Below are 13463 nucleotides of genomic sequence, written 5' to 3'. Positions count from 1 at the left end.
ATGGTTGAATGCAGGGGCAAAACGATGCATACAACCGGAAAATAACACTGGAGGCGTATAATATGCATTCTCTCATTATTATTTCAACTACTTTCGAAAGGAAAGGGGATGGAGAAAAAATAGCAGAGATACTCCTGGCCGAAAATCTTATTGCCTGCGGCCAGCTTTCCGGGCCTATACAGAGCCATTACCGCTGGGAGGGAAAAACAGAAAAATCTGTTGAGTATCTTCTGCAACTGAAAACAACAGCATCTAAATATGATCTGGTGGAAAAAAGAATAAAGGAGCTGCATCCTTACGATTTGCCGGAAATTGTTGCCGTCCCGGTGAGTCATTGCAGTAATGAATATCACCACTGGGCAACGGGGGAGATTGAAGGGTGAAAAAGCAGGAAAAGACCAAAAATTACAGGAGAAGGAAAATAGGGGAGTACAAGTGTCATTGTTGCGGGAAAAAGCAGGAATTCTGTTGGAGCTGTCCCTGCGGCTTTCAGATCTGCAAGGAATGCTTTGAGGAAAACAAGTGGGGGATCAGCAACGGGCCGACCTGGATCTGCCCTGACTGTGAACGTATCCGTATGATGTAGAAGGAGGTTTTTTGGGCACAACCAAGAGATATTGCGCATTGTTCGAAAATGCAATAGTATGCGCACATCTTTTTAAAAACATGTTATTCAATACTCTTTATTATGAATGTATCTACCCATAATTACGACGAAAGTAAGATAAAGACGCTGAGTTCCCTGGAACATATCAGAAAGCGGCCGGGAATGTATATTGGCCGTCTCGGTGATGGTTCGAACCAGGATGACGGTATTTATATACTCCTGAAAGAGGTCGTCGATAATGCCATTGATGAATTCATAATGGGAGCGGGAAAACGGATCAATATATCCATTGATGATGATGGCAGGGTGGCTGTTCGGGATTTTGGCCGCGGTATTCCTCTGGGCAAGATTGTTGACTGTGTTTCAGTGATTAATACCGGCGCCAAGTACAATACTGATGTTTTCCAGTTTTCGGTCGGCCTCAATGGTGTTGGAACAAAGGCAGTTAATGCATTGTCTGAAGAGTTTCGAGTAACTGCCTGGCGTGACGGAAAATTTGCAACTGCTTTTTTTCGTAACGGTGATCTGGTTGAAGAGAAAAAGGGGAAGGATAACAGTAAAAACGGTACACTGATAGAGTTTCTGCCCTCGAGGGAAATGTTTCCCGGATTTCGGTTTGATCCACTTTTTGTGGAAAAAAGGATGTGGAGGTATGCCTATCTCAATGCCGGCCTGAAACTCTATCTTGATAAAAAGCTTTTTTATTCTGCCAACGGATTACTGGATCTGCTTGACAAGGAGTTGGAAGGAGCCAATCTGTACAACCCGATTTATTACAAAGAGGGGACTCTTGAATTTGCCTTCGCCCATACGGATTCTTTCGGGGATACATATTTTACCTTTGTCAACGGGACTTATACCAGTGAGGGAGGAACGCATCTGTCAGCTTTTCGGGAAGGTATCTTAAAGGGTATCAATGAATATGCCGGTCGGAAATTTGTCAATAGGGATGTTCGGGATGGTATCGTGGGAACTCTCGCCATAAAAATCAAGGATCCTGTCTTTGAATCCCAGACCAAAAATAAACTCGGCAACACTGAAATACGCTCCTTTGTGGTCAACAAGGTGAAGGACGCGGTTTCAAGTGCATTGTACAAGGATACTGAATCCGCTGATATCCTGATCGAAAAAATCCTCAGAAATGAAAAGGTAAGAAAAGAACTTCAATCCGTGCGTAAGGAGGCAAGAGCCAAGGCCAAGAAAGTGGCTTTGAAGATTCCCCAACTCAAAGATTGCAAATATCATCCGTCCAGAAAAAAACGGTCGGAGAAAGACCGGGAGAACATGCTTTTTATCACCGAGGGGCAGTCGGCGGCCGGATCAATTGTCTCCTCCCGGGATCCGATGACCCAGGCGGTTTTTTCTCTGAAAGGCAAGCCCATGAATGTACTTGGCCAGAAACTTGCTGTGCTGTACAAAAATGACGAGATGTATTCGCTTATGCGGGCCCTTGATATCGAAAATTCAATAAGTGATCTTCGTTATGACAAGGTTATCCTGGCCACGGACGCCGATGTTGACGGCCTGCATATTCGCAACCTGTTGCTGACATTTTTCCTTCACTATTTTGAACCCCTGGTAAAGCTCGGTTATATCTATATTTTTGAAACACCCATTTTCCGGGTGAGAACAAAACAGGAAACTATTTACTGTTATTCTGAAAAAGAAAAGAAAAGCGCAACCCGGAAACTGCAGGGAAAAGGGAAAAATAAGAAAGCGGTGGAGACAACACGGTTCAAGGGGCTTGGTGAAATTTCCCCAAAGGAGTTCAAGCAATTTATCGGCCCCGATATCAGGCTGAAACAGGTGACTCTCGATTCCTTGAGTGAAGTCTCAAAGGTTCTTTCATTCTATATGGGAAAAAACACTCCGGATCGTCGAAAATATATCATGGAAAATTTAATATTTGAGGACTGATGCAATTATGGAATCAACTGCAGGCACACTTCATCAGCTTTTTGATAAAAATTTTCTTGAATATACTTCATATGTCATCAGGGAGCGGGCCATTCCCGCCATTGATGATGGCTTAAAGCCGGTCCAGCGCCGCATTCTCCAGACCCTGTTTAACATGGAAGACGGCAGGTTCCACAAGGTGGCCAATGTTGTCGGAGAAACCATGAAACTCCATCCCCACGGGGATCAGTCAATCTTTGCCGCTCTGGTCAACCTTTCCAACAAGGGGTATCTTATTACCCAGCAGGGCAATTTCGGTAATGTCCTCACCGGGGATCGGGCCTCTGCAGCCAGATATATCGAATGCAGACTTTCACCGCTCGCCAAGGAAATTCTGTTTAACAGGGATTTGACGGAATATGTTGAATCTTACGATGGCAGAATGATGGAGCCGGTAACTCTGCCCGCAAAAATCCCTCTGCTTCTTCTCCAGGGTGCGGAAGGGATTGCAGTGGGTATGGCCACAAAGATAATGCCCCATAATTTTTGTGAACTGCTGGAAGCCCAGAAGAAAATCCTTAAAGGGGAGGAATATGTTCTTTTTCCTGATTTTCCGCAGAAAGGATTTGTTGATGTCAGCAATTATGATAACGGCAATGGAAAGATCCGTTGCCGGGCGAGGATTGAAGAACAGAACGAAAAAACAATAATAATCAAGGAAATCCCCTACACCACCACAACCCAGTCATTGACCGATTCCATTGAGAAGGCGGCCAAGGCAGGAAAAATCAAAATTGTTTCCATAAACGATTATACCGCGGAAGAGGTGGAAATTGAGATTAAACTTGCCCGGGGCGTATACGCAAAAGACACGATCAAGGCCCTCTACGCCTTTACCGACTGCGAAGTGTCCATTACTCCCAACCTGACACTGATTAACGGCACAACCCCGGAAACAACTACCGTTACCCGTGTGCTTGAACATAACACCTTTAAACTCAAGGACGATCTGCAGAAGGGACTCGAAATTGATCTGGGCAGGCTTGAAGAAAAATTGCAGGCCAGGTTGCTGGAACAGATTTTCATTGAGGAGCGTCTCTATAAAAATATCGAGGAGGAGACAAGCTATAAAGCCGTTATAAAGAGTGTGGAAACCGGTCTGGTTCCGTTCAGCAGTGAGCTTTTAAGGCCGGTAACTGTAGAAGACATTGAGAGGTTGCTCGAGATCCGGATTAAACGTATCTCCCGGTGGGATATCAATAAACAAAAGAAGGAAATCAACAGGATACGAAAAGAGATAGCAGGTATAAAAAAATCTCTGCAGAACATGGTACAGTATACCATTTCCTTTCTTGATAAACTTCTGGAAAAATACGGCCATTTATATCCGAGAAAGACGGAAATCAAAAGTTTCTCGGAGGTCAGCATCAGGAAAGTGGCTCTTTCCAACCTGGTTATCGGCTATAATCGTACAAGTGGATTTCTTGGCAGCCAGATAAAGGTTGAGGATGATAAGAAGGATCAGTCGGTTACCTGTTCGGAATACGACAGGCTGTTTCTTATCTTTACCAATGGCCTGTATAAAATCATTCCGGTAACGGAAAAACTCTTTGTCGGCCATGAACTGGAGTGGCTGGGAGTCGTTAAAAGGAAGAGTATTTTTAATGTCATTTACCGGGATGGGAAATCCGGCCAGGCTTACGTGAAACGATTTAAGACACCTAAGTTTATATTGGAAAAAGAATACAGGCTTTTTCCGGAGCATAAAAAATCAAGAATTCTTCTGCTGACACACGGAGAAGAACAGTTTGCCCGGGTGTACATGACACCGTCCCAGAGAGCGAGAACCAATGTCCTGGATGTCATTTTTGATGACTATCTTATAAAAGGAGTTGCGGCAAAGGGAAAGAGGGTCTCAAACAGAACGGTGCGAAGGGTTGCCAGATCCGCCGGTCCCAGGACGGAGCCGGCGAAAAAAAACCTGGTCCTTCCTGGGCTTGATAAGGACAAGAAGTAAGAATCACACTATTTCCCCACGAAGTGAATGATTCCCGGCGTGGACAATTTTCACGTCGATAAAACTTCCGGGAACCGGAAGTTTTGTGGGGCAGGGCAGGTGCACGATATGGTTGGTGTCCGTACGGCCTCTGACTCCTTTTTCCGAGCACTCTTCTATCATGACATTTTTTATTTTTCCGATATATTCCCTGTTGCGCTCCAAGCTGATTTCATCCTGCCTGGCCTGAAAGCGTGACAATCGTCGGGATTTAACGCTTTCCTCAATTTGGAGTTTTTTGTCAAATGTACTGGCACGGGTTCCAGGTCTGTCGGAATATTTAAAAGAAAAAGAACCATGATAACGAACGGTTTCCAGAAGCTGCATTGTTCCTGCAAAGTCGTCTTCGGTTTCTCCTGGAAACCCAACTATTATATCTGTAGTCAAGGCAATATCTGGGCAGAATTCTCTTAATTTATCAACTTTATCAAGATAGTCAGCCACACTGTATTTCCGGTTCATTCTTTTCAGTACGGAATCGGATCCAGCCTGGACGGGCAGGTGGAACTGGGGACAAAGGATATCGATATCCCTAAAACAGACCATCAGCTCCTCTGTGAGATCTTTGGGGTTGGAGGTAGTAAAACGTAACCTTTTCAGGCCTTGTATTTCTGCAACATCATGGAGCAGGTCGCTGAAAGAGTATTTGTTGTTTGCCGGATGGACTTCATTGGTTTTCCCGTAGGAATTTACATTTTGTCCAAGAAGGGTGATTTCCTTTACACCTTCATTAACCAATGCTTTAACTTCATCTGTTATATCATTGTGTTTTCGTGAAACTTCACGTCCTCTTGTATAGGGAACAACACAATAAGTGCAATAATTATTGCACCCCTGCATAATGGTAACAAATTTACGGAAAAGCGTGTTGTTTTGATCTGGGTCTGAATCTGAAGAGGGCAGTAAATTGGGGATATCGTACTGATCTTTGAGGTCAGTTGCCACCACAGATCCTTCCCGATCAGCTTTTACAAGAAGTTCAGCTATATTGTAAATATTCTGGGTACCGATTACCAGGTCAACATGGCTCATCCTGTCAATAATACGATCTCCTTCCTGCTGGGCGACGCATCCGGCCACGCAGATTTTAAGCGCTGGATTTGCCCGCTTGTTTTTTCTCAAGTAGCCAAGCAGGCTCATAACTTTCTGCTCAGCTTTAGCACGAATGGAGCAGGTGTTAAGGATGACAAGATCGGCATCATCCAGATCCATCCCTTCAATATAGCCTTTGCCTGCCAGTGACTGGGCGATGATTTCCGAGTCCCGCTCATTCATCTGACACCCAAAGGTTTTGATGTAGAAAACTTTTTCAGACATAGAAATAAGATTAACTTTTATATTTTTATAGTCGATTTAACGTTAATAATGATCCAGCTATACTGGAGAGAAGAGAAAAAATATCTTTTTCGCTCTCACCTGCATAGCGAAGAACAACCAGCCCCTTTTTGCTTTCAATACTGGAGAGGACAGCCAGATTGTCATATCCTTCAAGTATAAATTTGAGAAAATGATACTTTTCCGGGCCTATTCTCAGGTACAGTGTTTTGAAATTTCCAATTGTTGTTGTCATATTAAACTGAGAGACTGACATCCAGGGGACTCTCCAGATCTTTTCTGTTTTTTTCAAGCAGCGGATAGACTACCTGATCGAGAAATTCTTCTGTCTGCTCTTTGGCTCGGCCGGTAAACTGTGAAAAGTCACTGATGAGATTCTGGATTTCATCGAGAGAGAAGGGGACCCTTTTATCTTCCCCCAACCGTTGAAGAAGGTCGTTCTCTCCACCTTCTTCTTTAACTACCCTGCCCGCGGCTATTGAATGCTCCTTAATGAGTTCATGCATATCCTGCCTGCTCGCACCTCTTTCCACGGCTTCCATCAGGATTTTTTCTGTTGCCATAAAAGGTAATTCGGCTAGAAGTTGTCTTTTAATTTGATTCGGATAAACAACCATATTCGATGTAATATTAATAAATAACTTTAAGATTGCATCTGTGAGCAGAAAGGCCTGGGGGATATCCATTCGCCTGATTGCTGAATCGTCAAGTGTTCTTTCAAACCATTGGTTCCCGTAAGTGGCTCCAAAGTTTTGAACAAGGCCGAGTAGTTTTCTGGCTAATCCTGTCATTCTCTCAGAGCGCATGGGGTTTCGTTTGTATGCCATTGCCGAAGAACCAGTCTGATTTTTTGCAAAAGGTTCTTCCTGAACTTTTAAGTTAGAAAGTAGGCGGAGGTCTACTGCAAATTTATGGGCGGTGGCCCCGATCCCGGCCAGGGTTTCAGCAAGCTTCATATCCTGTTTTCTGGTATAAGTCTGGCCGGTAACAGCAAATACTGAATCAAATCCCAGTTTTTTAGAAACCAGTTTATCAAGCTTATTAACTTTTTCATGATCACCTTGAAACAGCTCAAGAAAAGTGGCCTGAGTACCAACGGTTCCTTTAGCACCACGAGCTTTCATTTTTTCAAGAAAGATGTCAACATAATCAAGATCCATCAATAAATCCTGAATATACAGTGTATTCCGTTTACCAACTGTAGTTGGCTGGGCAGGTTGGTAGTGGGTATAACCAAGAGTCGGAAGGTCTTTATGTTGAGAACAGAAATCAGCAAGGTTGCTGATAACACCAAGAAGACTTTTTCGAATAAGGCGAAAGGCATCGCGCTGGATAAGCAGGTCTGTATTGCAGACAACGAATTGAGAGGTGGCTCCTAGATGGATTATTCCTTCAGCAGATGGGCATTTTTTCCCATATTCATAGACATGAGCCATAACATCATGTCTTATTTCCTTTTCTTTTGCTGCGGCGATACCATAATCAATATTGTTAATGTTATTTCTAAGTTCGTTGAGCATGTTTTCAGAAATAAGATTATCAAGGCCTAGCTCAAATTGAGCTTCGGCAAGGGCGAGCCAGCACTTGCGCCAGGTGGTAAATTTTTTTTCTTCAGAAAATAAGTGCTGCATTTCACTGCTGGTATATCTGCTGACCAGTGGTTCCTGGTAAATATCTCTTCTCATAATATCTCCAAAATATCTGGATTATTGTATTATCTACGCATGGTTACGTTGTTAAATTAATTTACCTGTGAAAGGATGGACTATAGATTACTTAATCAGTTCACACTCAAGTTCTCTCTATAGCATTATTTTTACATGTTTACATCACGATAATGGGCATCAAAAAGATAGGTTGCGTTTGGTGTCAGATTTTTAAAAGAAAAATTCTTCCTGGTCTTGTTAAAAACAATCTGCACAATTGGTGTGAGAAAACCAGATGAGGTTAGTCCACAAATTTTTTATCAATGACCTGCCAGTTTAACCGGAAAACCAATGTCGCATAATGTATATTATGTATATAAAAATATTAACTGTTAAATAACAGCCTATTACACATAATATTACTAGATTTATATTAAATTTATCTTCTTCTTGTCGTTTTGGGCTGTACTCTTTTTATCTTTAAAAAAACATGGAAAAATATTTTTGATATTTATTATTTATGTTCGCAATTACCACAACCATGATCTGGATGCCTTTTCATGGAAGGTTATTTTCTTTAAAGTGTCATTCTCCCAGATGGTAATTTCATTTTATAAAAAAAATAAAAGCAAGATAATGACAGGTCAATCTGTTATTTATTGATCAATGCATAATTAAGGAAAATTTAATAAAATTTTTTTTCAATTACCTCTGATCTGACAAACTGAGACAGGTTTGGAAAAACACCTGTTCCGTTTTAAATCAGGGAGAAAATTCACAGTAATTCTTTTGTCACATAAGAAATAAAAAAGTAAAAAACGTCACATCTGATTAATAAATGTGACAAAAAATACGTTGGAAAACAATATAATAGCGATTCAACAGATAATATCAATAATCCTTATCTGCCAGCTTTTGGTTCCCCTGTACCTATTAATTGTTGGGGAATATATTATAGTGCCATACGGATTTTTCTGAAGCAAAGGCAACAAGTTACCAAAACCGAAACCAATCCCTTTAAAATTTCCAAATTTCCCCCTGATGGCCACCTGGAGATGAACTCCATCGGCGCCAACCTTTCTGCAGTGATGAATTGTAGCATTTTGATCGATAAAAACAGGTCGTTCATTTCCAGGGCCAAATGGTTCTAAAAATTTCAGATATTTCAGTGTTGTACCAGAGTAAAGTTCTTCAACGGTACATTTGATTTTATTTGTAACATCTACTTTGTTGTGAGATTTCAACAGCCAAGATCTATTGAGTTCTTTTATGAACATCTTTTTGAAATCATTAAAATCTTTGGCGTAAAGAGATATACCTGCAGCCATATCATGCCCACCAAATTTAATGAGACAGTGTGAGCATTTTTCAAGAATTGAAACAACATCTATTCCATCAACAGACCTGAGAGAACCAGAAAGAATAGTTTTGTTCTGATTTGAATCATTTTTTTCCTTTACCCCAAGAACTACTGCCGGAACCTTGTAGTGCTCAACCAGCTTGGAAGCAACTATACCTGCAACGCCAAGATGAATATCACCTTTAACTATTGCGCATCTGTTTTGCTCAACTTCCATAGGAATGAGAAGAGTTAATGCAAATTCTAAAGAATCTTCACATAGCCTTTTTCTTGTGTTGTTAATTTTAAATAATTTTCTGCATAACTTACCTGCCTTTTGTGAAGTGTCTGCAATAAGGGTTTGAACAGAAAGGTCGCTGTCCCCAATCTGCCAGGAGCATTGAGGAGTGGACCAATAAGAAAAGCTATTTCTTCGGAATTAATTTTAGAATCAGCAATATCACAGCAACGTAAAAGTTCTTTTAATCCTGGAAACTTTGTGTTTTCAAGAGCTTCAAAACCTGCCCTGACAAGAATTCTGTTCGTTCTGGTGAGGTGGACCATATCCGCAACGGTTCCAAGGGCAACAAATGCCAGATAATCTTTGAGTTTAATTTTTTTTGCTTTACATGAAAATAAACCTGTTTGAATAAGAAATGATCGAAGGCCTGCAGCAAGGTAGAACGCCACCCCTACTCCGGCAAGTTTTTCTTCATGAAATCCGCATGAACTGTCAGAAGGCTTGAGGGTTATACATTCAGGGAGGTCGGAATGTGGCAAAGTATGATGGTCGCTGACAATAAATTCAATATCCGGAAAGTTCTGCTGGATTTCTGCAATCGTTTTTCCATCTGATATGCCACAATCGACCGTGATAACCAGGAATGGCGAGTTAAGAAAGAAATCTTGCCTGGTAGTAAAATACTCTGAATTCAGACCATAACCTTCAGTCATCCTGTTTGGAATATGGTAGTGGACATCTTTATCGATAGCTTTGAAAATGTTAATAAGAAGTGCAGTACCGGTAGTTCCATCAACATCATAATCCCCCCATATGAGGATTGGATGATTTTTTTTAAGATATTTTCCAATGAGAGTCGTAGCCTTTTTCATCCCCTTCATTTTAAAAGGATCAGGAAGTTCTGATAGTTTAGGGAAAAGAAATCTGTTGATGGCTTCCGGGTTGGAAATCCCTTTTGATTGAAGAATTTCGAGAATAACGCCTGGGATTTTATTGTTGATGGAAGTCACGATATAACAAGGTGATAAGTTAAATAACTAGAGTTGTTCGAGCCATGAGGTTATTAATTTCACCGCCCGCTTTTTGTCGTTTATATCAATCCAGTTGAGTTCTTCTGTTTTCTTAAACCAGGTTATCTGTCTCTTGGCGTACCGTCTGGTGTCTCTAGCCAGGGTTTCCTGCATCTCCTGGTATGTTGTTTCACCGGATAGGTAAGCTACCATATGGCGGTATCCAATTGAACCCATGGACTTTAAATTTCCTGAGTATCCTCTGTTTAAGAGTGACCGAACCTCGCCCTCGAAATCTTCAGCCAGCATTTTTTGGGTTCGCATGTTGATTCTGTTATAAAGCGTTTCCCTTTCAGTTTGGAGACCAATCTGTAGAACTTTGGTGTATCTTTTGTGTTTATTTTGGCTGTTATCAGTTTTAAGAAATGATGACCATGTTCTGCCGGTGGTAAGATATATCTCAAGGCCTCTGAGTAACCTGTGGGTGTCGTTTATATGGATTCTTGCTGCACTTTCCGGGTCACAGGCACGAAGCTCGCTTTGTAGTGATTCTGCGCCCTCCTCTTCCAGTCGTTTTTTGAGACGGGATCGAATTATTTCATCTTTAGTTGGTTCCTCGAAAATACCGTAAAAAAGGGTTTTCAGGTAAAGGCCGGTTCCTCCTGTCAGGAGGGGGGTTTTTCCTTTCGAGTGGATAGATGTTATGGCAGAGGCCGCGTCTATGGAAAATCTTGCGGCATCGTAGGGTATATCCGGTGTTACAATATCAATGAGATGATGGGGAATGCCTTTCATCTCTTGCCTGGTTGCTTTCGCCGTGCCGATATCCATGTACTTGTAGACCTGCATGGAATCTACACTGACAATTTCACAGTTGAATTTTTGTGCAAGTTCAATGGATAAAGATGTTTTTCCGATTGCGGTGGGCCCCACAAGAACGAGAACTGGTAGATTCACAGATGGAGGATTCATTGTGGGTCACCGAAGTCGAATACATTCATAAAATATGCAGCCCGTCTCTTCCCCACCCCCTTGATTTGTTGAAGGTCGTTTATAGTATGGAAGAATCCTCTTCTTTCCCGGGCCTCGATGATTTTTTCTGCCAGCCCCGGTCCTATTCCTTTGATTGTCATAAGAAGGTGGCTGTCTGCCTGGTTGATGGGGATTTTTTTCCAGAAAAATGGGCGGAAAGTCGGAGCAGTTACGGGTTGGATGAAATGCTCTTTTGGATTGCATATAAGTACTAAATTGTTATTAGTTATACGAAGTTGTTCATGCAAATTGTAATTATTTTCATTTGTTAAAATCGATGAATCAAAAGTGGCAGAGAGGAGAAGTACAGACGCAAAAAAAAGCAGAGCATCGAAACGTTTATCTCTCGGTTGAACGGACTTATCTATTTTTTTATTCACTTTTCAACGGCTCGTATTAAATTACCTGCGTTTTTCAGGTTTGGAGTTTATACTGCCAATAAAAAAATGCAATTGAATAAATTTTCTGTTAAATATTTTCATTCTATTTTCAATTAATTACTAAAAATACTCAAAACACAATTCTAAAAAAATCCTGATTGCGGTTGAAATTCAACCAACCTGGATATATGCCCGCTTTATAAGGTTGTGCCTGTCCATAAATGGCCCTTTTGCCGACCTCTGTATCGCTACGAAAAAAAAATGAAAACAGCTTTTAATATAGTTCTTGTCGAACCGGAGATTCCGCCTAATACGGGCTCCATTGCCAGATTGTGCGGCGCCACGGACTGCCATCTTCATCTTATTCGTCCCCTTGGATTTTCAACCGATAATAAACAGTTAAAACGTGCAGGTCTTGATTACTGGAAATATGTGTCAATTACCTACTGGGAAAATCTAGAGAGTTTTCTGAAGGTGCAGGATGAAAATAAATTGTTTTTTTTCACAACCAAGGTCAGGGAAAGTTATACTCAAGCTGAATTCAAACCTGGAGATTTTCTTATTTTTGGTAAAGAAACCAAGGGATTGCCGAGTGACATTCTGAAACTCTACAGGGATAGATGCTATACGCTACCCATGTCCAATGGAAATATCCGCAGTCTGAATCTTGCAATGACAGCGGGAATTGTCTTATATGAAGCCCTGAGACAGAACAGTAACTCTGAATTTTCCTGACTGTCACAAAGCAGTCGCAGATTCAGGTAAAATGAAATAAAAGTGAATATTTTTCAAGGTACCCTTTAATTTAATCTGGAGGAATTATTCCATGACGGAAAGAGTTTTTAATTTCAGCCCCGGTCCGGCAACACTTCCATATGAGGTTCTTGTTCAGGCTGGTAAAGATGTAGTTAATTTTCAGGAAACAGGTATTGGTCTTATCGAAATCAGTCATAGATCCAGGGAATTTATGGCAGTTGCTGAAGAAGCTGAAAAAAATCTTCGGGAACTCATGGAAATACCGGATAACTATAAAGTATTATTTCTCCAGGGAGGAGCCTCCAGTCAATTTTTCATGATCCCTATGAATTTACTTGGCAACGGGAAAAAAGCAACCTACCTCAATACCGGAACATGGGCAAAAAAAGCGATCAAGGAGGCAAAACTCTTTGGTGAAATTGACGTCCCCTACTCCAGTGAGGAGAATAGTTTTAACAGAGTTCCAACACAGGATGAGTACACGGTAGCGGAAGATTCAGAATATCTCTATTTTGTATCCAATAATACCATATATGGTACCCAGTTTCCGGAATTTCCAGAAACTGAAAAAATGCTGATCAGTGATATGTCGTCTGATATTCTTTCAAGGAAAATTGATATTTCCAGGTTTGGTCTGATTTTTGCCGGTGCCCAGAAAAATCTGGGACCCGCTGGAGTAACTATTGTCATTATCAGAGATGATCTGCTTGAGAGAACACCGCAAAACACTCCGACCATGCTCAAATATAAAACCCATGCTGATAAGGGATCAATGTTTAACACCCCACCCTGTTTTGCAATCTATGCAGTGGGTGAAGTACTGAAATGGTTGAAAAAACAGGGTGGAGTTGCAGCCATGGAGGAAATTAACAGGGAAAAGGCAACTCTTATTTACGATGTCATAGACAGCACTGATTACTATATCGGCCATGCTGAAAAAGAATCCCGTTCATTGATGAATATCTCTTTTAACCTGCCGACAGCGGAACTTGAGGCAAAATTTATTGCCGAAGCGGCCACGATTGGCCTGAACGGGCTGAAGGGCCATAGATCTATTGGTGGATGCAGAGCGTCAATATATAACGCTTTTCCCCGGGACGGTATTGTCAAGCTGGTTGAATTCATGAAACAGTTTGAACTGGATAATCCAGCCTGACCGGCCTTT

At 41.5% G+C, this 13463-nt stretch carries 13 protein-coding genes; 6 read left to right on the top strand and 7 right to left on the bottom strand.

The window, feature by feature from the left end:
* The first annotated feature begins 62 nt into the window (after window positions 1–62).
* From cutA to LO777_RS07420, 4 genes are all read left to right on the top strand, one after another.
* The gene (gene cutA, locus LO777_RS07435; protein WP_228856888.1) at window positions 63–383 is read left to right on the top strand and encodes a divalent-cation tolerance protein CutA; all 321 of its coding nucleotides are present in this window, start codon (window positions 63–65) and stop codon (window positions 381–383) included.
* The gene (locus LO777_RS07430; protein ID WP_228856887.1) at window positions 380–586 is read left to right on the top strand and encodes a hypothetical protein; all 207 of its coding nucleotides are present in this window, start codon (window positions 380–382) and stop codon (window positions 584–586) included. Before cutA ends, LO777_RS07430 begins: the two co-directional genes overlap by 4 nt.
* A 102-nt stretch (window positions 587–688) precedes the next feature.
* Window positions 689–2524 (top strand): DNA topoisomerase IV subunit B, encoded by a 1836-nt coding sequence (locus LO777_RS07425; protein ID WP_228856886.1) that lies wholly within the window; start codon window positions 689–691, stop codon window positions 2522–2524.
* A 7-nt stretch (window positions 2525–2531) separates the two neighbouring features.
* Complete coding sequence (locus LO777_RS07420) at window positions 2532–4520, top strand: DNA topoisomerase IV subunit A (protein WP_228856885.1); 1989 nt, start codon at window positions 2532–2534, stop codon at window positions 4518–4520.
* A 3-nt stretch (window positions 4521–4523) separates the two neighbouring features.
* On the opposite strand, the gene miaB is transcribed toward LO777_RS07420, so the two are convergent.
* The 7 genes from miaB to LO777_RS07385 all read right to left on the bottom strand — a co-directional run bounded on the left by miaB (window position 4524) and on the right by LO777_RS07385 (window position 11542).
* A complete protein-coding gene (miaB, locus tag LO777_RS07415) occupies window positions 4524–5876 on the bottom strand; it encodes a tRNA (N6-isopentenyl adenosine(37)-C2)-methylthiotransferase MiaB (protein WP_268907528.1) in 1353 nt (450 codons plus the stop codon).
* 25 nt (window positions 5877–5901) lie between these two features.
* Window positions 5902–6129 carry a DUF4911 domain-containing protein gene (locus LO777_RS07410; RefSeq protein WP_228856883.1) on the bottom strand — a complete coding sequence of 76 codons (228 nt, stop codon included), beginning with the start codon at window positions 6127–6129 and terminating at the stop codon, window positions 5902–5904.
* A 1-nt stretch (window position 6130) separates the two neighbouring features.
* Complete coding sequence (gene purB, locus LO777_RS07405; protein ID WP_228856882.1) at window positions 6131–7579, bottom strand: adenylosuccinate lyase; 1449 nt, start codon at window positions 7577–7579, stop codon at window positions 6131–6133.
* Between the two features lie 839 nt (window positions 7580–8418).
* The gene (locus LO777_RS07400; RefSeq protein WP_456237673.1) at window positions 8419–9117 is read right to left on the bottom strand and encodes a DHHA1 domain-containing protein; all 699 of its coding nucleotides are present in this window, start codon (window positions 9115–9117) and stop codon (window positions 8419–8421) included.
* Window positions 9118–9143: 26 nt separating this feature from the next.
* Entirely contained in the window at window positions 9144–10001 is an 858-nt protein-coding gene (locus LO777_RS07395) for a DHH family phosphoesterase (RefSeq protein WP_228856881.1), read from the bottom strand.
* Between the two features lie 156 nt (window positions 10002–10157).
* Window positions 10158–11102 carry a tRNA (adenosine(37)-N6)-dimethylallyltransferase MiaA gene (gene miaA / locus LO777_RS07390; protein ID WP_228856880.1) on the bottom strand — a complete coding sequence of 315 codons (945 nt, stop codon included), beginning with the start codon at window positions 11100–11102 and terminating at the stop codon, window positions 10158–10160.
* Window positions 11099–11542 (bottom strand): ComEA family DNA-binding protein, encoded by a 444-nt coding sequence (locus tag LO777_RS07385; RefSeq protein WP_228856879.1) that lies wholly within the window; start codon window positions 11540–11542, stop codon window positions 11099–11101. The genes miaA and LO777_RS07385 overlap by 4 nt, the downstream gene beginning before the upstream one ends.
* 261 nt (window positions 11543–11803) lie before the next feature.
* Here LO777_RS07385 and LO777_RS07380 point away from each other — a divergent pair, with 261 nt between their 5' ends.
* Together LO777_RS07380 and serC are read left to right on the top strand one after the other, a co-directional pair.
* Window positions 11804–12277: a tRNA (cytidine(34)-2'-O)-methyltransferase gene (locus tag LO777_RS07380; RefSeq protein ID WP_228856878.1), complete on the top strand. Its 474-nt coding sequence runs from the start codon at window positions 11804–11806 to the stop codon at window positions 12275–12277.
* Window positions 12278–12368: 91 nt separating this feature from the next.
* Window positions 12369–13454 (top strand): 3-phosphoserine/phosphohydroxythreonine transaminase, encoded by a 1086-nt coding sequence (gene serC, locus LO777_RS07375; RefSeq protein ID WP_228856877.1) that lies wholly within the window; start codon window positions 12369–12371, stop codon window positions 13452–13454.
* Window positions 13455–13463: the final 9 nt, after the last annotated feature.

The organism is Desulfomarina profundi (genome assembly GCF_019703855.1).
Classification (GTDB): Bacteria; Desulfobacterota; Desulfobulbia; order Desulfobulbales; family Desulfocapsaceae; genus Desulfomarina; species Desulfomarina profundi.
The sequence above is the reverse complement of the archived record's forward strand: the minus strand, read 5'-3'. Positions and strand labels throughout refer to the sequence as shown.

Bases quoted from the DNA above. Each gene is read 5' to 3' on its own strand.
- cutA (WP_228856888.1), top strand. From the start codon at position 63: ATGCATTCTCTCATTATTATTTCAACTACTTTCGAAAGGAAAGGGGAT.
- LO777_RS07425 (WP_228856886.1), top strand. From the start codon at position 689: ATGAATGTATCTACCCATAATTACGACGAAAGTAAGATAAAGACGCTG.
- LO777_RS07380 (WP_228856878.1), top strand. From the start codon at position 11,804: ATGAAAACAGCTTTTAATATAGTTCTTGTCGAACCGGAGATTCCGCCT.
- serC (WP_228856877.1), top strand. From the start codon at position 12,369: ATGACGGAAAGAGTTTTTAATTTCAGCCCCGGTCCGGCAACACTTCCA.
- LO777_RS07410 (WP_228856883.1), bottom strand. From the start codon at position 6,129: ATGACAACAACAATTGGAAATTTCAAAACACTGTACCTGAGAATAGGC.
- LO777_RS07395 (WP_228856881.1), bottom strand. From the start codon at position 10,001: ATGAAGGGGATGAAAAAGGCTACGACTCTCATTGGAAAATATCTTAAA.
- miaB (WP_268907528.1), bottom strand. From the start codon at position 5,876: ATGTCTGAAAAAGTTTTCTACATCAAAACCTTTGGGTGTCAGATGAAT.
- miaA (WP_228856880.1), bottom strand. From the start codon at position 11,102: ATGAATCCTCCATCTGTGAATCTACCAGTTCTCGTTCTTGTGGGGCCC.
- LO777_RS07400 (WP_456237673.1), bottom strand. From the start codon at position 9,117: ATGGAAGTTGAGCAAAACAGATGCGCAATAGTTAAAGGTGATATTCAT.
- purB (WP_228856882.1), bottom strand. From the start codon at position 7,579: ATGAGAAGAGATATTTACCAGGAACCACTGGTCAGCAGATATACCAGC.
- LO777_RS07420 (WP_228856885.1), top strand. From the start codon at position 2,532: ATGGAATCAACTGCAGGCACACTTCATCAGCTTTTTGATAAAAATTTT.